This is a genomic window from Variovorax sp. M-6 (assembly GCF_052114385.1).
Lineage (GTDB): Bacteria > Pseudomonadota > Gammaproteobacteria > Burkholderiales > Burkholderiaceae_C > Variovorax.
In genome coordinates, this window is the sequence record NZ_JBFREQ010000023.1 from 143,782 (window position 1) to 164,202 (window position 20,421).

Annotated in this window: 18 protein-coding genes; 6 read left to right on the forward strand and 12 right to left on the reverse strand. The window is 70.9% G+C overall.

Annotated features, from left to right (window positions below; translation table 11 throughout):
- Nucleotides 1–153: 153 nt before the first annotated feature.
- The gene (locus AB4Z46_RS23760; protein WP_442286003.1) at nt 154–3,318 is read left to right on the forward strand and encodes an ATP-binding protein; all 3,165 of its coding nucleotides are present in this window, start codon (nt 154–156) and stop codon (nt 3,316–3,318) included.
- A gap of 22 nt (nt 3,319–3,340) precedes the next feature.
- On the forward strand, nt 3,341–3,994 hold the full coding sequence (locus AB4Z46_RS23765) for a peroxiredoxin family protein (protein ID WP_442286004.1): 654 nt from the start codon (nt 3,341–3,343) through the stop codon (nt 3,992–3,994).
- Nucleotides 3,995–4,004: 10 nt separating this feature from the next.
- Here the strand turns inward: AB4Z46_RS23765 and AB4Z46_RS23770 are convergent, their stop codons facing one another.
- The gene (locus tag AB4Z46_RS23770; RefSeq protein ID WP_442286005.1) at nt 4,005–4,742 is read right to left on the reverse strand and encodes a Crp/Fnr family transcriptional regulator; all 738 of its coding nucleotides are present in this window, start codon (nt 4,740–4,742) and stop codon (nt 4,005–4,007) included.
- Nucleotides 4,743–4,802: 60 nt separating this feature from the next.
- A complete protein-coding gene (locus AB4Z46_RS23775; RefSeq protein ID WP_442286006.1) occupies nt 4,803–5,555 on the reverse strand; it encodes a TSUP family transporter in 753 nt (250 codons plus the stop codon).
- A 96-nt stretch (nt 5,556–5,651) separates the two neighbouring features.
- On the opposite strand from AB4Z46_RS23775, the gene AB4Z46_RS23780 reads away from it, so the two are divergent.
- Genes AB4Z46_RS23780 through AB4Z46_RS23790 form a run of 3 tightly spaced genes read left to right on the forward strand, consistent with a single transcriptional unit; the run spans nt 5,652 to nt 11,234 of the window.
- Nucleotides 5,652–6,545: a LysR family transcriptional regulator gene (locus AB4Z46_RS23780; protein ID WP_442286007.1), complete on the forward strand. Its 894-nt coding sequence runs from the start codon at nt 5,652–5,654 to the stop codon at nt 6,543–6,545.
- A 6-nt stretch (nt 6,546–6,551) separates the two neighbouring features.
- The gene (locus tag AB4Z46_RS23785) at nt 6,552–7,745 is read left to right on the forward strand and encodes a M20 family metallopeptidase (RefSeq protein WP_442286008.1); all 1,194 of its coding nucleotides are present in this window, start codon (nt 6,552–6,554) and stop codon (nt 7,743–7,745) included.
- 39 nt (nt 7,746–7,784) lie between these two features.
- On the forward strand, nt 7,785–11,234 hold the full coding sequence (locus tag AB4Z46_RS23790; protein ID WP_442286009.1) for a patatin-like protein: 3,450 nt from the start codon (nt 7,785–7,787) through the stop codon (nt 11,232–11,234).
- Between the two features lie 34 nt (nt 11,235–11,268).
- Here AB4Z46_RS23790 and AB4Z46_RS23795 read toward each other — a convergent pair whose 3' ends face one another.
- The 9 genes from AB4Z46_RS23795 to AB4Z46_RS23835 all read right to left on the reverse strand — a co-directional run bounded on the left by AB4Z46_RS23795 (nt 11,269) and on the right by AB4Z46_RS23835 (nt 18,696).
- Nucleotides 11,269–11,682, reverse strand: a complete 414-nt coding sequence (locus tag AB4Z46_RS23795; protein ID WP_442286010.1) for a YXWGXW repeat-containing protein — start codon at nt 11,680–11,682, stop codon at nt 11,269–11,271.
- A gap of 114 nt (nt 11,683–11,796) precedes the next feature.
- A complete protein-coding gene (locus AB4Z46_RS23800) occupies nt 11,797–12,993 on the reverse strand; it encodes a PP2C family protein-serine/threonine phosphatase (protein ID WP_442286011.1) in 1,197 nt (398 codons plus the stop codon).
- Nucleotides 12,990–13,898: a patatin-like phospholipase family protein gene (locus tag AB4Z46_RS23805; RefSeq protein ID WP_442286012.1), complete on the reverse strand. Its 909-nt coding sequence runs from the start codon at nt 13,896–13,898 to the stop codon at nt 12,990–12,992. Before AB4Z46_RS23805 ends, AB4Z46_RS23800 begins: the two co-directional genes overlap by 4 nt.
- On the reverse strand, nt 13,895–14,782 hold the full coding sequence (locus tag AB4Z46_RS23810) for a patatin-like phospholipase family protein (protein WP_442286013.1): 888 nt from the start codon (nt 14,780–14,782) through the stop codon (nt 13,895–13,897). Before AB4Z46_RS23810 ends, AB4Z46_RS23805 begins: the two co-directional genes overlap by 4 nt.
- Nucleotides 14,779–15,123: an STAS domain-containing protein gene (locus AB4Z46_RS23815; RefSeq protein ID WP_442286014.1), complete on the reverse strand. Its 345-nt coding sequence runs from the start codon at nt 15,121–15,123 to the stop codon at nt 14,779–14,781. The genes AB4Z46_RS23810 and AB4Z46_RS23815 overlap by 4 nt, the downstream gene beginning before the upstream one ends.
- Nucleotides 15,124–15,144: 21 nt before the next feature.
- Nucleotides 15,145–15,564 carry an ATP-binding protein gene (locus AB4Z46_RS23820; RefSeq protein WP_442286015.1) on the reverse strand — a complete coding sequence of 140 codons (420 nt, stop codon included), beginning with the start codon at nt 15,562–15,564 and terminating at the stop codon, nt 15,145–15,147.
- Nucleotides 15,565–15,607: 43 nt separating this feature from the next.
- Nucleotides 15,608–15,985, reverse strand: a complete 378-nt coding sequence (locus AB4Z46_RS23825) for a response regulator (RefSeq protein ID WP_442286016.1) — start codon at nt 15,983–15,985, stop codon at nt 15,608–15,610.
- Nucleotides 15,978–17,318, reverse strand: a complete 1,341-nt coding sequence (locus AB4Z46_RS23830) for an ATP-binding protein (protein WP_442286017.1) — start codon at nt 17,316–17,318, stop codon at nt 15,978–15,980. Before AB4Z46_RS23830 ends, AB4Z46_RS23825 begins: the two co-directional genes overlap by 8 nt.
- A 7-nt stretch (nt 17,319–17,325) precedes the next feature.
- Nucleotides 17,326–18,696 (reverse strand): ATP-binding protein, encoded by a 1,371-nt coding sequence (locus AB4Z46_RS23835; RefSeq protein ID WP_442286018.1) that lies wholly within the window; start codon nt 18,694–18,696, stop codon nt 17,326–17,328.
- Between the two features lie 176 nt (nt 18,697–18,872).
- Between AB4Z46_RS23835 and AB4Z46_RS23840 the strand changes: the two genes are divergently transcribed.
- Entirely contained in the window at nt 18,873–19,925 is a 1,053-nt protein-coding gene (locus tag AB4Z46_RS23840) for an AraC family transcriptional regulator (RefSeq protein WP_442286019.1), read from the forward strand.
- An 84-nt stretch (nt 19,926–20,009) separates the two neighbouring features.
- On the opposite strand, the gene AB4Z46_RS23845 is transcribed toward AB4Z46_RS23840, so the two are convergent.
- Complete coding sequence (locus AB4Z46_RS23845) at nt 20,010–20,405, reverse strand: PaaI family thioesterase (RefSeq protein WP_442286020.1); 396 nt, start codon at nt 20,403–20,405, stop codon at nt 20,010–20,012.
- Nucleotides 20,406–20,421: the final 16 nt, after the last annotated feature.

Consider the following 20,421-nt stretch of genomic DNA (forward strand, 5'->3'; position numbering starts at 1 on the left):
GATCGAGTGACCGGATGAACTTGAGGAATTCCATGGTGGATGGCGGGCATCGGCGCGGATTCCGCCGGCCTTGGGAACGCCGTCCCCGGCTTGCGGGGCGCCCCGGTGGCGCACATGCCCGAACTGGCGCAGCATCCGGGCACGGGACTCGCCATGACCACGACCTGTACCGGCTGCGGCGCCGAAGTGCTGCCCTCCTCGTCCTTCTGCCAGCGTTGCGGGCAGCGGCTGGCGGACCCTCGCCCGGCGGAGCCCGAGCAGGTGGCCGACCGCCGCCAGGTCACCGTGCTGTTCGCCGACCTGACCGGCTTCACCTCGCTGGCCGAGGAGCTCGACCCCGAGACCGTGCGCACCTTCCAGAACGCCTTGTTCGAGACCCTGGCGCAGGCCATTGCGCGCAGCGACGGTTTCGTCGAGAAATTCGTCGGCGACGCCGTGATGGCGGTGTTCGGCGCCCCGCGCGCGCACGAGGACGACCCCCTGCGCGCCCTCGAGGCCGCACAGGACATGATGCAGCGCGTGGAGCGGCTGAGCCTGCAGTGGGCCACGCGCCTCGGCCGCCCGGTGACGCTGCACATCGGCGTCCACACCGGGGCGGTGGTCGCGGGCAGCCTCGGCAGCGGTGCCGGCGGCGCCTATGCGGTCACGGGCGACACCGTGAACACCGCCTCGCGGCTGCTCACTGCCGCGCTGCCGGGCACGGTGCTGGTGTCGGAGGCCACCCACGCGATGGTGCGGCACCGCTTCGACTTCGAGCCGGCCGCCGAACTGGCGCTGCGCGGCAAGGCGCGGCCGATGCGGGTCCATTGCCTGCGCGGCCCGCGCACCGATGCGGTTTCCGCGCGCGGTCTGGCCGAACTCGGGCTGGTGGCGCCGCTGGTCGGGCGCGGCGAGGCCATTGATTGCCTGCTGGCCGCGTTCGACCGCATGCAGGGCGGCCGGGCCCAGCTCGTCGGCATCGTCGGCGAGGCCGGCGCCGGCAAGTCGCGCCTGCTGGCCGAAATGTTCCAGCGGCTCGGGAGCGACGCCCGGCTGGCGGCGACGGGCGTGCGCCGCACCACCTGCTCGTCGCACGGCGAGCCGACCTACGGCACCTTCGGCGCGCTGTTTCGCGAGGTCTACCGGGTCGACGCCGCCGACTCGCTGGACGTCGCCCGACGCAAGCTGAACGAGGGCCTGAAGGCCCTCGGCGCCGACGCCGACGAGGTCGATGCGGTCGAACGGGTGGTGAGCCACCTGCTCGGGATCGAGGACACCGGGCCGCGCGACATCGACCCCGAGCAGTTGCAGCGCCAGATCACGCTGGCAGCCCGTGCGCTGCTCGAGCGCAGGCTGGCGCGGCAGCCGGTGATGATCGTGATCGACGACCTGCAATGGGCCGATGCGGCGTCGGTGGACCTGCTGCGCGAGGTGATCGACCAGCTGGCCGACCGGCCCCTGATGCTGCTGGTCGCGCAGCGCCCCGACGCCCGCGCGCTGCGCCCGCTGCGGGCCGAGCATTCGATCGTCGAGCTGGCCCCCCTGAACGACGAAGACGCCGGCGCGCTGGTGAGCCACCTGCTGGGCGCCGCGGCCGACGACGGTCTGGGGCCCGTGCGCGAACTGGTGGCGGCGCGCGCCGGCGGCAACCCCCTGTTCGTCGAGGAGATCGTCCGCAGCCTGGCCGGCTGCGGCATGCTGGTGCGCCAGGGCGAACGCTGGGTCTGCGAGGCCACGCACGACGCGGTGGACGTCCCGTCGACGCTGTACGGCCTGCTGCTGTCGCGCATCGACCGGCTCGATGCGCAGGACCGCCGGATGCTGCAGGAGGCGGCCGTGCTGGGCGCCGAGTTCGATGCCGGGCTGTTGCAGCGCATCGCGAGCGACCCGCCGTCGACCGAAGCGGCGCTGGGCCGGCTCGCGGCGGCCGACCTGATCCGGGCCGGGGCGGCGAGCGGGCTGCGCTGGCGGTTCACGCACGCGCTGCTGCACGAGGTCGCCTATCAGAACCTGCTGCTGGCGCGGCGTACCGAACTGCACCAGCGGGCGGGCCAGGCCCTGGAAGCGACCTTCCTGGCGGATTGGGAGCCGAGCACCGACGGCGAGGCCCCCAGCCCGCGCCGCCTGGCCGAACTCGAGGCGCTCGGCCACCACTGGAGCCTGTCGCCGGACAAGGCGCGCGGCGCCCACTACCTGCTGGCCGCCGGCGACCGCGCGCGCGCCGTGTATGCCAATGACGACGCCATCCGCCACTACGAGCGCGCGCTGCGGACGCTGGCCGAGGCCCCGGCGGACACGCCGGCCTCGATTTCCTCGATCGAGGCCGCGACGCTCGACGCGCGCGAGCGCCTGGCCGACCTGTTCGGGCTTCAGGGCCGGCGCGCCGAGGCGCTGGCGCAGTACGAGTTCGTGCAGCGCGGGGCCGAATCGCAGCGCGACCGGGTGCGGGCCGCGCGCGCGCTGCGCAAGATCGGCGGACTGCATTGGGAAGCCGGCGAGCGCGAGCGCGCCGGCGCCTGCTTCAGCGCCGGTCTGGAAGCCCTGGGCGCGGACGGCGATCCGATCGAGCGCGCCCATCTGTTCCAGGAGATGGGCCGGCTCGCCTTCCGCGCCGGCGACAGCCCCGCCGCCCTGGCGCTGGCGCAGCGCGCACTGGCCGAGCTGCCGGCCGATGCGCTCGGGCGCGAGCGCGAGGCCACCGTGGTGCGCGCCGAGGCCTGCAACACGCTCGGCGTCGCGCTGGCGCGGCTGGGCCGGCCGTCCGAGGCGGTGGCGCAGATCGAGAGCAGCGTCGCCCAGGCCGAGGCGCATCAACTGCTGCAGGCGGCCTGCCGGGGCTACACCAACCTCGGGGTGCTGTATGCGTCGCTCGATCCGCAGCGCAGCATCGAGACCTGCCTGCGCGGGCTCGAGACCGCGCGCAAGGTCGGCGATCTCGGCTTCCAGTCAAGGCTCTACGCCAACCTCGCGGTCGCCTACTGCGCGTTGACCAGCCGCTGCGAGGCCGAGGGCATCGAGGCCGCGCGCGCCGCCGCCAGCCTCGACCGCCGGCTCGGCCTGCTCGATCACCTGGCGGTGCCGCTGATCGTGCTGGGGCAGATCTACCAATGCCACGGCGACCATGCGCGCGCCTTCGTTTCCTACAACGAGGCGTTGCAATTGGCCGAGCAGATCGACGAGCCTCAGCTGCTCTTTCCCTGCTACGATGGTTTGGCGACGCTGTACCTCGACGCCGGCCGCATGGCGCAGGCCGAGACCTATCTGGCCAAGGCACAGGCCGTTTGCGAGCGCGCCGGCCTCGAGCCCGACGCCCTGATGGTGCTTCCGTTTCTCTGCTGAACCTGTCGGAAGGAGATTCGACATGACCTCCCAGATGGAATCCCCCGTGGCACCGGGCGAAGCAGCCCCGGACTTCGCGCTGCCGGCGGTGGCCGGACCCGAAACCATCGCGCTCGCCGACTACCGCGGGCGCAGCCCCGTGTTCCTCGCGCTCATGCTCGGCCTGTGGTGCCCGTTCTGCCGCCGGCAACTGGTGCAGCTCGGCAAGTTCGAGGTCAAGCTGAAGGCGCTGGGGGTCGAGAGCCTGGTGGTGGTGGCCACCGATCCCGAGAACGCGCGGCTCTATTTCAAGTTCCGGCCGACGCCGCTGCGGCTGGCGTCCGACCCCGCCCTGTCGACGCACCGCGCCTACCGGGTGCCCAAGCCCGAGGCGAYGCCCGCCTTGATCCAGGCCCTGGACGAGATCCGCGTCAATCCGACCGGCGAGCTGCCCGAGCCGCTGCCGGTGTCGGAAGCCGCCAAGGTGCTGACCGAGCTCGACGGCTATGTCTGCACGCCGACCGACCTGGGCGACGTCGACCGCCAATGGCCGCAGCTGAAGGCGATGTTCATGATCGACCGCGAAGGCATCGTGCGCTGGCACGACATCGAATGCGCCCGCGAAGGGCTCGCGGGCATCGGCAAGCTGCCCTCCGAAGAAATGATCCTCGGCGCGGCGCGCGCCTGCATGGCCTGAGCTCTTTTTTTCAGGTGCCCAGGACGACCGTTTCCGGTGTTCCCGATGCGCCCGGTGCCCGCGGTGCGTTCGCCGCCATCAGGGATTCCAGTCGCTTGCGGTCGGCGATCAACCGCGACGTGACCAGGGTCACGACCTGGAAGCCGAAGGCCGGGTTCTGGAAATACAGCTGCTTGAAGGTGGTTTCGTCGATTCGCAGCACGGTGCAGTCGGTGACGCAGCGCGCAGTCAGCGAGCGGCGCTTGTCAGGCGCAAAGAAGGCGATCTCCCCGAACAGGCGACCGGCCTCCATGATCTCGCCGATCTCGACGAATTCGATCTGGCCCGAGGCGAGGAAATACAGGTGTCGGGCGGCATCGCCCTTGCGGAACAGCACGCGGGAGGCCTTCAGGCGCCGGCTGCGCATGTAGGGCCGCAGCCAGACGCCCGACAGGTCGTCCTCCGCCGCCGCCGCGGTCACGCGACGCGTGAGACGCACCATCTCCGCGGTGCGCCAGATGTTGATCGGCAGCAGCGCCCCGTGCAGCAGCATCATGATCAGCGAGGGGTGGAGCGCCCCGTAGACCAGGAAGCCGAGGTTGCCGCCCACCGCGAGACAGCGCAGCGGGATCATGGTCTTCACGAACGAACTGACCACCACCAGCGCGCCGGCCACCCCTGCCGAGCACACGGCGACGATGCCGGACGGGGTGGAGATCGACGACGCCAGACTCGCCATCGCGGTGTCCCACAGTACGTGCATTGACATGCCTGCTCCTTGTCGGGTCGATTCGTCGCGAATTGCATTGTGCGACGAGGCAAGGATTTCTCAACGCGGCAGCTCGCGACCGACCATGTAGAGGCCCAGCAGCGCCAGCCCGACGAAAAAGCAGCGCTTGAACACGGCCACGGGAAGCCGCAGCCGAAGCCGCTGGCCCAGCGCCATGCCCGCCAGCGCGGGCGCCAGCATCGCCAGCGAGGCGCCGACCCAAGGCGCCGAATAGCCGCCCTGCCCCGCCAGCGCGAAGCCGAGCGCGAAGGTCGAGCTCGTGAAGGACAGCCCCATCGCCTGGATCAACTCGTCGCGCGACAGCCTCAGCGCCTGCAGGTAGACCACGGCGGGCAGCACGAACACGCCCGTCAACGCGGTGATCGCGCCGGTGAGCGCTCCCGCGAGGGGGCCCAGCCAGGCTTCGTGGCACGCAGGGAGATCGAGCGGGCGCCCCAGCAGCCCCCAGGCCGCATAGCCGGCCAGCGCCAGCCCGAGGGCCAGCCTCGCCCCTGAACCGGCCGGAGCACCGAAGCACCAGGCGCCGACCAGCGTGCCCGCGACGATGCCGAGCTGCATGCCGCCGAGCCGGCGCAACATGCCCCAAACGCTCGCCCAAGGCCGCAGCTGCCAGAGATTGGTCACGAGGGACGGCACGATCAACAGCGCGGCCGCCGCGGCCGGCGGCATCCACACGGCGAGCAGCGCCATCGACAGTGTCGGCAGGCCGAGGCCGACGACGCCCTTGACGACGCCCGCCAACATGAAGACAGCCGCCACCAGGGCCCATAGAGAGAAGTTGGATTCCAGCATTGAGGCAGTGTCGCGGCGCCGGCTTCGTCTGAAAATGCGGAACTTGCACACCCTGCCTCAGGCACAGGCTGAGGGCCCTCGTGGTACCTTGCCGGCATGCGATTCGACCTCACCGACCTGCGCCTGTTCGAGAACATCGTCGAGGCCGGCAGCATCACCGGCGGCGCCGCGCAGACGCACATGACGCTGGCCTCCGCCAGCCAGCGCGTGCTCGGCATGGAGGCCGACCTCGGGACGCCGTTGCTGCTGCGTTCCAGCCAGGGCGTGCAGCCGACCGAAGCCGGACGCACGCTGGTCCACCACGCACGGCTGGTGCTGCAGCAGATGGAGCGACTGCGCGGCGAGCTCGGCGACTACGGCGCCGGCCTGCAGGGCCACGTCCGCCTGCTGTGCAACACCTCGGCCATGACCGAACACCTGCCCGAGGCGCTGGGCCGCTTTCTGGCACTGCATCCCCGGGTGTCGGTCGACCTCGAAGAACAGGCCAGTGCCGACATCGTCGACGCGGTGCGCACCGGGCTCTGCGACATCGGCATCGTCTCCGACGTGGTCGACGTCGAGGGCCTGCAGCACTTCGTGTTCCGGCGCGACGACCTGGTGCTGGTGGTGCCGCGCGGCCATGCGCTGGCGCGACGCCGCCGCGTGGCGTTGGCCGAAGTGGTCGACAGCCAGTTCATCGGCCTGGCGGAGGGCAGCCCGCTCCAGGCGCACGTGGCGCTGCACGCCAGGCGGCTGGGCAAGCGGCTGGCCTACCGGGTGCGGGTGCGCAGCTTCGAGGCGATCTGCCGGATGGTCGCGCAGGGCATCGGCGTCGGCGTGGTGCCGAAGGCCGCGGCGGACCGCTCCCCTTCCCTGCCAGAGATCCGCGCCATCCCGATCGCCGAGGCCTGGGCCGCGCGGCACCTGCTGGCCTGCGTGCGGGACGTCGATGCGCTGCCGCTCAACGCGCGGCGCATGCTGCACGAGCTGCTGGTGCCGGCGGCACAATAGCGTCGCATGCCAAGCCCCGCTGTCCCCGCCGACTCGATCGTCGCGCTGCTCCAGGCGCTGGTGCGCACGCCCAGCCGCGCCGGCACCGACGCGCTGGGGCCGGTGGTCCACTGCATGGAGGGCTGGCTCGATGCGCACGGCCTGGCCTTCCGCCGGCTGCAAGGTCCCGATGGCGAGGCGCTCGGCCTCTATGCGGAGGTGCGCGGCGCGCAGGCCGGCGGCCCCTGGACCGTGCTCGACGCCACGCTGGACACCGCGGGCTTCGGCGAGGCCGCCACCTGGACCTCGCCGCCGACCGAGCCGAGGATCTCGGAGGGCTGGCTCTACGGGCGCGGCAGCGCCGACTCCAAGGGCGGCGCGACCCTGTTCGCGCACCTGCTGCAGGCGTTCAGCCACGAGCGGGATCGCTTCGCCGGCCGGCTCGGCGTGCTGTTCGACCTCGACGAGCATTCGGGCCGCTTCGGCGGCGCGCGCGCCTTCTTCGACCAGCCCTTCGATGACGGACCGGCGCCACGGCCCGACGGCGTGATCATCGGCTACCCCGGAATGCAGCGGATCGTCACCGGCGGGCGCGGCTTCCTGCGCGCTCGCCTCGCGGTGCACGGCATTGCCGCGCACTCCGGCGCCACCCGCCAGCGCGGGCTGAACGCGATCACCCGGGCCACCGCGCTCGCACGCGCGCTCGAGGCGGCCGGGCCGCCGGCGGCGGACGATGCCTTCGGGCTCCCGCCCCAGCTGACGCTGACCGGCATCCACGCCGGCGACGGCGGCTACAGCCAGGTGCCCGACCTGTGCGAGTTGCGGCTCGACCTGCGGCTCACGCCGGGCTTCACCGACGAGCGCGCGCGCGAACTGGTTCGCCGCACGGTCGAGCGGCAGGATGCCGAGTACGCCGCCGCAGCGGCGACCGACATCGAATGGACCGCCGGCTGGCCCGCCTACCGCGTGCCCGACACGAACCCGATGGTGGCCGCGCTGCGCGAAGCCGGCCGCGCCGAACTCGGCATCTCACTTCCGACCACCGTGGTGGGGCCGTCGAACATCGGCAACTACCTTCACGGCCTGGGCGTGCCGACCTTGTGCGGCTTCGGCCTGCACGGCGAGAACATCCACGCGGCCGACGAGCGGGTCTCGCTCGACAGCATCGGCCCCGTGTACCGGATCTATCGCGACGCGCTGTACCGCCTGCAGCGCGCCTGAGGCGTCGCGGCCCGGTCGGCCGCACACAAGGAGAGTCCGATGGCCACTGCCCCGATGCCCGGCGTGGAGGAGCCACGCACCGAAGAACTGCGGCTGGCGCTGGTGCTCAACGGCGGCGTCAGCCTGGCCGTCTGGATGGGCGGCGTCTCGTTCGAGCTCAACCGGCTGGTGCGCGAGACGCACCCGGTCTACAAGGGGCTGCTCGAGCTGACCGGCACCGCCGCGCGCATCGACGTCATCAGCGGCACCAGCGCGGGCGGCATCAACGGGGCCGCGCTGGCGCTGGCCCAGGTGCACGACAAGAGCCTCTACGGGCTGCGCGACATCTGGCTCGACACCGCGGGGCTCGACCGCCTGATGCGCGATCCGGACGATCCGCAGCCGGCTTCGCTGCTGCGCGGCGACGACGGGTTCCTGCCCGAGATCCGGCGCGCCTTCGGCGACCTGACAGGCGCCGACCCCGCGGCGCAGGACAAGGCGCCGATGCTGCTGAGCCTCACGTCGACGCTGCTCGACGGCATGTCGCAGAAGCAGCTCGACGACTTCGGCGCCGTGATCGAGGACACGGTGCACCGCTCGCTGTGGCGCTTCGAGCGGCTGGAGGGCGAGGCCGACGACTTCGAGCGCCCGCGCATCGTCGACCAGCTGGCTTTCGCGGCGCGGGCGACGGCCTCGTTCCCGGTGGCTTTCGAGCCGGCGCACTACGACCCGCAGGACGAGGTGTTCAGTCCGCACCAGCCGTTGCGCGCGCGCCTGTCGCCCGACCAGCCGATCACCGGGCAGACGCTGCTGCTGGACGGCGGCATCCTCGACAACCGCCCGTTCGACGCCGCGCTCGAAGGCATCGCGCGGCTGCCCGCGCAGGGCAACACGCGGCGGGTGCTGGCCTACGTGGTGCCCGATCCGGCCGCCGAGGCCGAACGGCGCGTGCCCGACGCGAACAACGCGCTGCCCAGGCCCACGCTGGCGCAGGTGGCCTGGCGCAGCCTGGTCAGCATCCCGGCGTCGCAGTCGATCTCCGGCCACATGGCGCGGCTGCGCGCCCACAACGACGAGGCGAGCAGCCGCTGGCAGCGCCTCGTCGGCGCCGTGCGCCACGTCGGCGCCGTGCAGCTCATGCAGAGCGCGGCGGCGATGCTGCCGGCCTACCGGGCGCGCCGGATCGACGGCGTCATCGACTACCTCATCGCCGAGACCGAGGCCGGCCTGGCCGCACCGCACCGCGATGCCCCGGCCGGCGGCGCCACCCATGTCGCGATGCGCCGCGCCACCCGCCAGTGGCTGCGCAGCACCTGGCGCAGCGCCGACCTCCCGCAGGTCTGGGCCGGGCGCATTCCGGAGCGCTACGAACCGGCCACGGCGCTGCTGACCGGTCCGCAGGCCGGCTGGCCCTGGGGCATGTACCCGCTGGAATTCATGGCGGAGCTGACCATCGAGGTGCTGCGGCGCACCCAGCGGATGCACGGCCTGGTCGAGCGCTGGTCGCAGAACCGCGGCGACACCGTGGCCGGCCCGCCGCTGGCCGACCCCGCCCGGGAGGCGCCGACGGCCGCCTGGGAGCGGCTCGATGCCGGCCCGAGCCCGGCCGGGCGGGCGCTGCGCCGCGACCTGTCGCGCATCGGCGACCGGCAGCTCGAACCCGTGTGGCGCGAGGTCTATGCCCTGGTGCAACGGCTGCGCCAGCGCCGGCTGCGGGGCAACAAGAAGATCGAGGACATCGGCCGTGAGCGCTTCGTGGCGCTGGTCGACGCCTGGACCTCGAGCGGCGGCGAACAGCCGCCCCTCGACGACGCGATCGCGATGATCGTGGCGCTGCTGGACAAGAGCAACCAGGACTCCGGCGCCACTCACGAGGCCGAAAACCTGAGCGACGCGCGCGCGTTGTGCGAACTGCTTGCGTCGTTGCGCGAGCCGATCGCCGAGATCCTCGCGCAGCACGGGCGCCAGGACCCCGAACTCAGGCGGCGCGCCGACGTCGAGGAGGCGATCAAGGACCTGAACGCGCTGACCCTCTACTTCTTCGTCGATCAGCCCGGCGACGCGCCCGAACGCGTCGACCGGATCGCCTGGCGCATGCTGGCGCTCGAGGTGTTCGAGGTCACGGCCTGCTCGCGCCAGCGCACGCCCAACGCGCAGGCGGAGCTGGTGCAGATCAGCGCGCGGCTGGCATCGGCCTGGGGCGGCCGCGACGACCCCTCGCGCAAGCTCAACGGCATGCAGCTGGCGCATTTCGGCGCCTTCTACAAGCGCTCGTGGCGCGCCAACGACTGGACCTTCGGCCGGCTCGACGGCATCGACCGCGCGATCCGCATCGCGCTGAATCCCGATGCGCTGCAGCGCCGCTACGGCCTGCGGCAGGTGCAGGCGGGCGCCGGCGGACCGCTGTTCGGGAAGTCGTCCGACTACGTCATGCAGTACCTGCGCGCACTGGCGGTCGAGAGCGCGGAGCCGGCGCTGCACGAGGTGCTCCGAGCCCGCTGGCTCGAAGACGAAGCCCGCATCCGGACCGAGCTGCAATGGCTGGACCATCCGGCGACGCTGCCGCCGCCGGTGCTCGAATACTGCGCCGCCGCGCTCACGCGCCGGCTGCAGCTGGAGGCCCTGCGCCGGGAACTGCCCGAGATCGCGGTCAGCCTGATCGCCGAGGGACGCAGCGGCGCGCCGCCCTCCCCGCTGGCCGGCGTTCCCCTGCTGGCGCGCGTGGCGCCGGCCGGCCGGCCGGAGGTGCCGGCGCCGGACGACGCGGTGCGGCTGGTGCAGGCCGACCTGCTCGGCTCCGAGACCCTCGCGCTGCAGCCGGGCACCGACCTCTTCACGCGCACCACCAGCCAGGCGCTGGCCACCACCCACGCGGCGCTGGGCTCGAAGCATGGCGGCTTCAACGCCATCGACGTGCTGTTCCGGATCACCGAATGGCCGGTGCGCATCCTGTATTGGCTGGCGAACCGGCTGTCGGGGGCCGGCGCGTCCGGCGCGGCGATGGAAGGCGCGATCCTGGGCATCGGCCTCGCGCTGGTGGCGGCCGGGCTGCTGACCGACAAGCTGCCCTCGGCCGCACTCGGGCTGGGCTGGGCGCTGCTGGCCGGCGTGGTCGCGGTCACGCTGCTGCGCAGCATCCGGCTGGGCTGGCTGATGGTGCTGCTGCTCTTTGCCGGGCTCTACCTCATGAAGGCCCTGCTGTTCTGGCAGATCGTGGCCATCGGCCTCGGCGTGCTGCTGCTGCTCCAGCCATGGAGCGGCCCGCTCGCGATGGCGAGCATGGTGCTGATCGCCGCCTGGTGGAGTGCCGGCGCCTCCTTCGAGGCGCTGCGGCTGGCCTGGCAGCAGGTCAATCCGTGGGCGGCACCGCTGTGCCCCGCCGTCGGCACCGACCTGCAGGAGAGCCTGGACAAGCTGAAGCTGGCCCTGGGGCCCGCGCTGCTGATCATCGCGCTCTTGTTAGTGAGCACTTCCTCTCGCTCTATACAGCGCCGAAAAAGAGATGCCTAGCGCCTTGCTCCGGTGAGCCTGAAGGCGATGCAGGCTAGCAGCGCCCCTTCTTGGCCTGCCCCGGCGGGCAGTGGTAGCCGCCATCGTCATGGTAGTCGTCGTGGTCGTGCTTGCTGTGCTTGCCGTGCTTCTGCTTGCCCGGCTTCCACTGGTCGTCGACCCAGCGCCATCCGCCGCTCGCCTGGACCCAGCGGCCCGGTGCGTACACATAGTCGGGACGGGCTTGCTGCCAGTAGCCTCCGCGCCAGACATAGTCGCGGTCGTTCCAGGCCCAGCGCCCCGGCACCCACACCTGGCCCGGGCGCGGTCCGGGAATCATTTCGTAACGTGGCGGCGGCGGCGCCATCTGCACGATGCCGGGCACGTTGATGTTGATGTTGACCTGCCCGAGAGCCGGGAAAGTAGCCGCCGCGGCAAGGGCGGCAAGGGCGAAGGTGGCAATGCGCAAGGGAAGCTCCGTTCAACTCGTGGCAGGCCATTTTAGGGAAACGCCCCTGTCGAACCGCCAGGCGGCCGAACCTCGTGGTGTAGGCGCGCTTCGCCAGACGCGCGGCCCACTGCGTCAGCGCGCCGGCATCGAGCCCTCGATCGCCTCGACCCGCCGCAGCGCGACCATCGTGATGTCGTCCGCGGCTTCCGCGCCGTCGCCGAAGGCGTCGAGCGCGGCCTCGATCCGCTGCAGCAACGCATCGGACGAACCCGGCGCGCCGAGCAGGGCGTCCTGCAGCCTCGACTCGCCGAATGCGCCTTCGGCGCCGGTCGACTCCACGACGCCATCCGTGTAGCCCAGCAGCAGGTCGCCGACGCCCAGCTGCGTGGTGCCGACGCTGAAGCGCTGCTCGGCCAGCAGTCCCAGCGCGGGCCCGGTCAGGCCGAGCCGCCGCCGGCCCCCCTGCGCGCTCGCGATCAGCGGCGGGTCGTGGCCTGCGTTGACGTACAGCAAGACGCCCGTGCCGGCGTCCAGGATGCCCAGGAAGGCGGTGGCGAACATGTTCGCGCGGCCATGGACGCGCGCGATGTAGTCGTTGGTGAGCGTGGCGGTCGCGAGCAGGATGGCCGACGCATCGGTGCCCTCCGCAAAGGGCTGGCTCGCGGTGGCCCGGATCAGGCTGCGGAACAGCGCCATGTAGAGCGCGGCGCCGACGCCCTTGTCGCAGACGTCGGCGACCACGATGAAGATGCCGCCGGACTGGGTCTCGAACAGGTCGTAGAAATCGCCGGCCACCTGGCGCGCCGGCCGGAAGCGCACCGCGATGTCCCAGCCCGACATCGCGGGCAGCGACTCCGGCAGGAAGCCGGCCTGGATGGCGCGGCCGATCTCGAACTCGCGCTCCATGCTCTGCATGTGCCGCATCTCGCCGTCGTGCATCCGCTTCTTGAGCAGGCAGGCGTCCACGCGGGCCTGCAGGATCAGCGGGTTGAACGGCTTGGTGAGGTAGTCGTCGGCACCCAGCGCCAGGCACTTGACCACGCTCTCGGTCTCGCCGAGCGCGGAGATCATGATGACCGGGATGTGCCGCAGCGCCGGATCCTCCTTCAGCCGCGCCAGCACCTCGTAGCCGTCGATGCCGGGCATCATGACGTCGAGCAGGATCAGGTCGAAGCTCTGCGCCTTGAGGCGGGCCAGCGCACGCTCGCCGCTGTCCGCCACCTCCACCGCATGGCCGCTGCGCTGCAGCCGGCGCGACAGCACGTCGCGGTTCATCTCGTTGTCGTCGACCACCAGCGCGCGCGCCGGCGCGACGGCGATGGCGTTCACTGCACGGTCCCCGGCGCGCGATCGATCGCGGTCGTGCCGGCGGCCAGCAGCCGGCGCAAGTAAGGAATCTCCCGCTCGGCCGCGCGTTCGCCGAGCGCCATGATGTAGGGCAGCTCGCTCAGGTCGCGCAGCCCGATGCGGCGCTCGAACACGGGCAGGATCGGGATCACCTCGGCGTGGTGCGTGAGGCTGTAGAGCGCGTACTGCGAGCGGATGAAGTGATTGACCGAGATCGAGATGGCGCGGTGCGCGAGCTGCATCGCCGACTGCACCTCGCCGTCCACCGGCTCCTCGAAACCCATCGCGATGACGATGTCGCAGCCCTCGCGGGTCGCCACGTCCACCGGTATCGGGTTGGAGGCGCCGCCGTCGAACAGCAGCCGGCCGTCCACCGGCCACGGCGGCAGCACCAGCGGAATCGCGATGCTGGCACGGATGGCGTCGGCCAGCTTGCCGTGCGACAGCACCACTTTCTCGCCGGTGCGATAGTCGGTCGCCGCCAGGTGGAGCGGAATCTCGGTGTCGGCGAAGGTGAGCTGCCGCGTGAAGGATTCGATCCCCTGGTTCACCTTCTCGTCGTCGAGCAGGCCGAAGCGGTGGCCGAAGCCGAACAGGCGCGGAAACAGCACGCTCAGCATCGTGCGATAGGCGACGCGGCCGAAGATCCCGCTCCAGCCGCGCGCAAAGCGCTCGGCGGCCTCGTCCATGTCGGCGGCGCCGAGCGCGATCGCGGTGGCGAAGAAACTGCCCCCACTGCAGCCGATCGCCATGTCGATGCCGATGCCTTCGCGCTGCAGCACCTTGAGCACGCCGAGCGCGGCGGCGCACTTGAGTCCGCCCGACCCGATCACCACCGCCACCTTCGGTTTCCTGCGCTCCGGCGGCCCGGGATGCCCTTGCTTCATGCGACTTCCGCGGGCTCCGGGCTCTGTCGCATCAGCTCGCGCAGGTACGGCAGCTGCTCCTCGGCGGCACGTTCGCCGGCCTCGATGATGTAGGGGATCTTGTCGGTGTCGAACAGCCGCACGCGCTGCTCGAAGCGCGGAATGATCGGGATGATCTCGCTGTGGTGGGCCAGGCTGTGGAAGGCGTAGTTCGACTTCAGCAGGTTGTTGGACATGATCGCGCTGAGCTGGAAGGCAAAGCGCCCGGCCGAGTGGATGCTGGACTGGTAGGGGCTCTCGAAGCCGGCCGCCACGATCACGTTGGCGCCCTGGCGGATGGCGACGCCGATCGGCAGCGGGTCGGAGAGGAAGCCGTCGATCAGCAGCTTGTCGCCGATGCGCCAGGGCGAGAAGGCGAACGGCAGCGCGATGCTGGCGCGCACCGCATCCACCAGGCTGCCCGACGACAGCACCACCTGCTCGCCGTTGGCGAGGTCGGTGGCGGTGACGTGCAGCGGCGTCGGCAGGTCCTCGATGCGGATATCGCCGAAGGCGCTCTGCAGCCGCTGCAGGATCATCCGGTCGTCGCGCAGGCCGTAGGTGGCCTTGTCGAAGCGCAGCAAGCGCGGCGCCACGGTCTGCAGCAGTGCCCGGGTGTTGCGCTTTTCCGCCACTTCCTTGGTCCACAGCGTGCGGGTCATCTCGGCCGCCACGGCCGCATCGTGCCCGGCCGCCATGACGGCCGCGTACATCGCCCCGGCGCTGCAGCCGACCACCATGTCGAGCTCGAAGCCCTCGCGCTTGAGCACGGTCTGGATGCCGATGGCGGCGGCGCACTTCACGCTGCCCGCGCCGATGACCAGCGCGATGCGCTTGCGCCCGGGGGCGGATTCGGGCGGCTTCATTGCACTTCGGCGTCGAAGCTGGCGACCGCCGAGCCGACGTCGCCGTAGAGCTTCAGGATGCTCGTGAAGCCCGACAGCTCCAGCACCCGCAGCACGCCGGGCTGGACGCCCGCGAGCCGGAAGTCGCCGCCCTGGCGGCGCGCGTCCTTGAGGGTCGCGAGCAGCGCCCGGAGGCCGGCGCTGCTGGTGTAGACCACTTCGCTGAAGTCGGCCACCAGGCGCACCCGGTGTTCGCTGACCGCCTTGCCGAGCGCCTCCATGAGGTGCTCGGCCGTGAGACTGTCGACGCTGCCGCTGATGGCCGCGACGGTGACGTCGCCGGGGGTGATGCTGATCTGCATGCGGAACTCCTGTGATCTGGATTAGGGGCGGATCTGCTTGACGAGCGTCAGATGGTTGCCGCGCTCGGGGTCCGGCCGGTAGCGCACCTCGTCGACCATCTGGCGCACCAGGTGCCAGCCGAGGCCGCCGATCGGGCGCTCCTCCCAGGAGGCGTCGAGCGCAGGCGCGGCCAGCGAGTCCGGATCGAAGGCGCGCGCGCGGTCGGCGATCTCGATCGTCATCGGACAGCGTTCCCAGTCGAACGCCAGCGTGATGGGGCCCGGCGGGCCGTCGGCGTAGCCGTGCGTGATGACGTTGACGCTGACCTCCTCGACCGCCAGCCGGACCTCGTCGCGCACCTCGCGGCTGGCGCCGGCCTGCTGGCAGGCCTGGTCGGCCGCGGCGAGCAGCTCGGGCAGGTTGTCCAGCGTGGCGGTGCGGGTGATGCTGAGCCTGTTCATCGGTGTGCCTTCGCGCAGCGGCGCTTCGGTGTTCGCCTTGAGGTCATGCCGGGCCTTTCGGGAGGAGCGCGCGCGCGATCTTGTCCATCAGCCGCGCCAGGTCGACCGGCTTGGTGTCGAAGTCGTTGCAGCCGGCGGCCATGGCGCGCTCGCGATCGCCCGACATCGCGTGCGCCGTGAGCGCGATCACCGGGATCGCCCGGGTCGCCGCATCGGCCTTCAGGACGCGCGTGGCTTCCCAGCCGTCCATCACGGGCAGGCTCATGTCCATGAGGATCAGGTCCGGCGCGGCGCTCGCGGCCAGCGCCACGGCCTGCGCGCCGTCGGTGGCGGCCGAGATCTGGAAGCCCTGGCGCGACAGCCGGCGCGACAGCATGTCGAGGTTCATCTCGTTGTCCTCGACGATCAGGATCCTAGGCATGGGCCAGGCCCCTCCTGGCGGCCACCGGCGCCGGCACCCGAACGACGAAGCGGGCGCCGGCGCCGACCTGGCTGTCGACGTCGATCGTGCCGCCCATCAGCTCGCAATAGTGGCGCGTGATCGCCAGCCCCAGGCCGCTGCCGCCGAAGCGGCGCGTGGAGGAGCTGTCGGCCTGCGCGAAGGCGCGGAACAGCAGCTCGCGCTGGGCGCTGGCAATGCCGATGCCGTTGTCGTCCACCTGGATCACGAGCATCTGGGTCTCGGGCTCGTGCCGGACGTTGAGCACGACCTCGCCGTCGCGCGTGAACTTGCCGGCGTTCGACAACAGGTGGGCCAGGATCTCCCGGATCTTCTCCGCGTCGCCCAGCAGGCGCAGCGGCGGGACGTCGCAGAACAGGCTGAAGACGTTGCCGTTGCGCTCGATCTCCTCGCGCATTTCCTGCGCCACGCTCTCCACCAGTTCGTCGGGCCGAAACGGCGCGTTGAAGACCTCCGCCTGGCCGGCCTCCATCTTCGAGAGGTTGAGCACGCCCTCGACCATGGCCAGCAGCGTCATGCCGGCGCTGCGGATCTTCTGCACGTCGCCGACGCGATCGGCCTCGCCGATGTCCATGAACTCCGATTCGAGCAGCTCGCTGTAGCCGATGATGGCGTTCAGCGGCGTGCGCAGTTCGTGGCTCATGTTGGCCAGGAAGGCGCTCTTGGTTCGGTTGGCCGAGTCGGCCAGCATGCGCGCCAGTTCGAGCTGCCGGTTCTTCAGCGTGATCTGCTCGTTGCGCTGGATCACCTCGCGCCGCGCCTCCAGCGCTCGCTGGGACTGCGAATACGAATGGACGCCGAACATCAGCAGGTAGGGCACGAAGCAGGCCACCGACAGCAGCGCGGTGCGCAGCGACGTCTCCAGCTGCACATCGAAGCCGCTGGCGGCCGCGCCCAGCAGCGCCCCGGCCAGCCAGGCGACGAAGCCGCGCAGCGCCAGCGGCGGTCCGCCCAGGCTCAGGATCGACAGCAGGCCCGAGCTCAGCATGAGCGTGCTGGGCCATAGCGAGAACGACACCAGCCCGCTCAGGACGCCGAACAGCAGGGCGTCGGCCATCAGGTTGCGGTGCTCGGCCTGGCGGCTGTCGGGCGCCCGGCGCGCCACCCAGCGTGCCAGCGGCGCCCACAGGAAGCCGTGGAAGACCAGCACCGCCCAGGCCCACGGCGACGGCGGCCGCTCGAGGAAGTGCGACACCAGCACCACGAAGACCAGCAGGTTGGCCCAGCGCCGAACCCCGTAGTCCAGCTCCACGATCGGGTGAATGCGCCGTGGGACTGCGGTCTCGTCGTTCATCGCGCGCTCAGCCCTCGACGCTCACGCCAACCAGCTCCAGGCCCAGCACCGGCAGCATGACGGTGAAGCGCGAGCCCTTGCCTTCCTCGCTCGACACCCGGATGTCGCCGCCCATGAGTTCGCACAGGCGCCGGCTGATGGCGAGGCCCAGCCCGGTGCCGCCGAAGCGCCGCGTGGTGGTGCTGTCGGCCTGGGAGAAAGGCAGGAACAGCCGCTCGACCTGCGCCGCCGTCATGCCGATGCCCGAATCGCTGACCGCGATCTCGAGCCAGCGCAGGCCGTCGCGCGCGGCGCCGCGCACCTCCAGCGACAGCAGGCCGTCCCGGGTGAACTTGCCGGCGTTGGACAACAGGTTCAGCAGCACCTGGCGCAGCTTCATGCCGTCCGCGCGCACCGCGCCGAGCGCAGGCTCGACGCTGACCTCCAGCACATTGGCGTTGCGCGCGATCAGGGGCCGCGCGATGTCGAGCACGTCCCGGATCAGGTCTTCGAGGTCGACGTCCTCGATCAGCAGCTCGAGCTTGCCGGCCTCGATCTTCGACAGGTCGAGCACGTTGTTGATCAGCTCCAGCAGCTGCTGGCCGGCGGCGCGGATCTTGTGCAGGTCGGGCTGCAATTGCGGCTGGCCGAGCTCGGCCACCTCTTCCGCCACCAGCTCGCTGTAGCCGATGATGGCGTTCAGCGGCGTGCGCAGTTCATGGCTCATGTTGGCCAGGAAGGCGCTCTTGGCGCGGTTGGCCGCCTCGGCCGCCTCGCGCGCCTGATCGGCGGCCACGCGCTCCTGCTCGGCCAGGGCGCGCGCGGTCTCGATGTGCCGGTTCTGCTCGCCGATCAGCAGGTTCTGGCTCTCCAGCATCTGCTTGTGGCGCAGCACGCGCTTGGTCTGGGCATTCGAGTGCACGCCGAAGATGGCCGTGAACAGCGCCAGCGCCGCGATGCTCAGCAACGCGATGGGCAGGCTGGACTCGAGGTCGACGGCGAATCCGGTGAAGGCACCGCCGACCAGCGCGCCGGCCGCCAGGGCGAGCAGGCCCAGGGCGGCGAAACGGCCGCCGCCCACGCTCAGGTTGGCGGCATTGAGGGTGATGACCACCACCGCCGCCGGCCACAGGCTGAAGGAGCAGACCGCCACCATCAGCATGCACAGGAAAGCGTCGCCCAGCAGGTTGCGCAGTTCGGCACGCTTGGAGTTGGCCGCCCAGCGCGCGTGCAGATAGGCCACGTGCGGCCACAGCAGGCCATGGAACACCGCCAGCGCCCAGAACCAGACGCTGGCGTTGCGCTGGCTCAGCAGCGTCCCCCACAGCCCCAGCACGAGCAGGCACACCGGCAGCCGGACGCGGTAGTCCAACTCGACGATCGGGTGTGTCTTGTGCACGCCAAGCCCACCCGCAACAGCTTCGGCCGTGGGGACCATACAGAAAGTAATAATTGTGTTTTCTTTGTGTTGCAGATTAAGCTGCGCCCCGGGAAGGAAAACTGTCCGCAGCCGCCAATTTCACTTGCTGAACGCGCCAAGGGCCGGACGCCTCGTCTCATTGAAAGGTCCCCCTCGTGACGCCCTCCGCCGCCTTGCCGTTCAACATGCTCGCCGGGATCCAGAAGGCCGGCATCGACCTGGCTGAACTCGCAGCGCAGGCCGGGCTGTCGCCCGATGAACTGCGCAAGCCGCTCACTGCGGATCAGGCCGACCGCTTCTTCACGATGGCCTACGAGCGCATCGGCGATCCGGCCATCGGGCTGGCGCTGGGCATGCAGCCGATGCGGCCCGAGTTGTTCGGCGTGGTCGGCTTCTCGGCCATGACCTGCGGCAGCTTCGGCGCGGCGCTGGCGCGCATCGCGCGCTACAACGCCCTGGTGTCGGCCTGCGAGCTCGACATCGTGCTGGACGCCGACGAGGCCGCCGTGCGCGTGCGCTACAGCGGCCCCGAGCGCCCGTACAGCCGCTGCCGGATGGATGTGCAGATGGGGACGCTGCTGAACTTCGGCCGACTGTTCACCGAGCGCGAGATCGCGCCGGTGCGCCTGACGCTGATCGGCGAGGCACCGCCCTATCACACGCGCTATGCGCAAATGTTCTCGTGTCCGGCGCTGTTCGGCCAGCCGCACGACTCGATCGTGTTCCGCCGCGGCGACCTGGACCTGCCGCTGGTCAGCGCGAATCCGACCGTGGCCGCCTTGTTCGAGGATGCCGCGGAGCGCGACCTGGTGGCCCACCGGTCGCCGCCCGACACCACCCAGGCGGTGCGGGAGGCGCTGCGGCAGCTGCTGCACGGCGATGTGCCGAGCATCGAGCAGGTGGCCGGCGTGCTGTGCGTCAGCGAGCGCACACTGCAGCGGCGGCTGGCGCGCGAAGGCTTGCGGTTCAGCACGCTGCTGGACGAAGCCCGCCTCGAGATGGCACGGCGCTACCTCGCGGCGGGCCGCGCGAGCCTGACCGAGATCGCCTACCTGCTCGGCTTCGTCGACCCCAACTCCTTCTTCCGTTCCTTCAAGCGCTGGACGGGCACGACACCGGCCGACTACCGGCTCAGCAACGGCGTCAAGCCGTCGGAGACGACGCCGCGGGCCTCTGCGTCCCCGGGCGGCTCGGCCGCGCCGCTTTGACCATTTGCATCGGCTCGATGCCGGCCATGGTGACGCGTGCGCAGCGATAGGACTCGAATCCGGGCCCGGGCCGCCCGATGCGCTCTACCGCGCGACCGAAGCCACTTTCTTGCGTGGCAGGAAAATGGAGTAGTTGCCATTGGCCTGCGCGACCAGCGTTTCTCCGGAGAAGATCCTCGATTCAAGATTGGCGATCGTCCTGCCTCTGCTGACGAGTTCAGTGACGCACTTGATGAGGCCGGAAGCCACGGGTTTGAAGTAGTTGATCTTCACCTCGATGGTGGCGCAGATTTCATCTTCGGCCAGTGTCGGGTAGAGCGCGACGCCCATGCCGGTGTCTGCGAGCGCGAAGATCACGGCGCCATGCACGACCTCGTGCGGATTGCGGTGATGCTCCGCGACCTGGAGCGAGCACTGGCTGAAGCCGGCGCGCTGCTCTTCAACGATGAGGCCGATGAGGTCTGCGTAAGGGTGGTTCATTGGAAGGCTTCTGCAC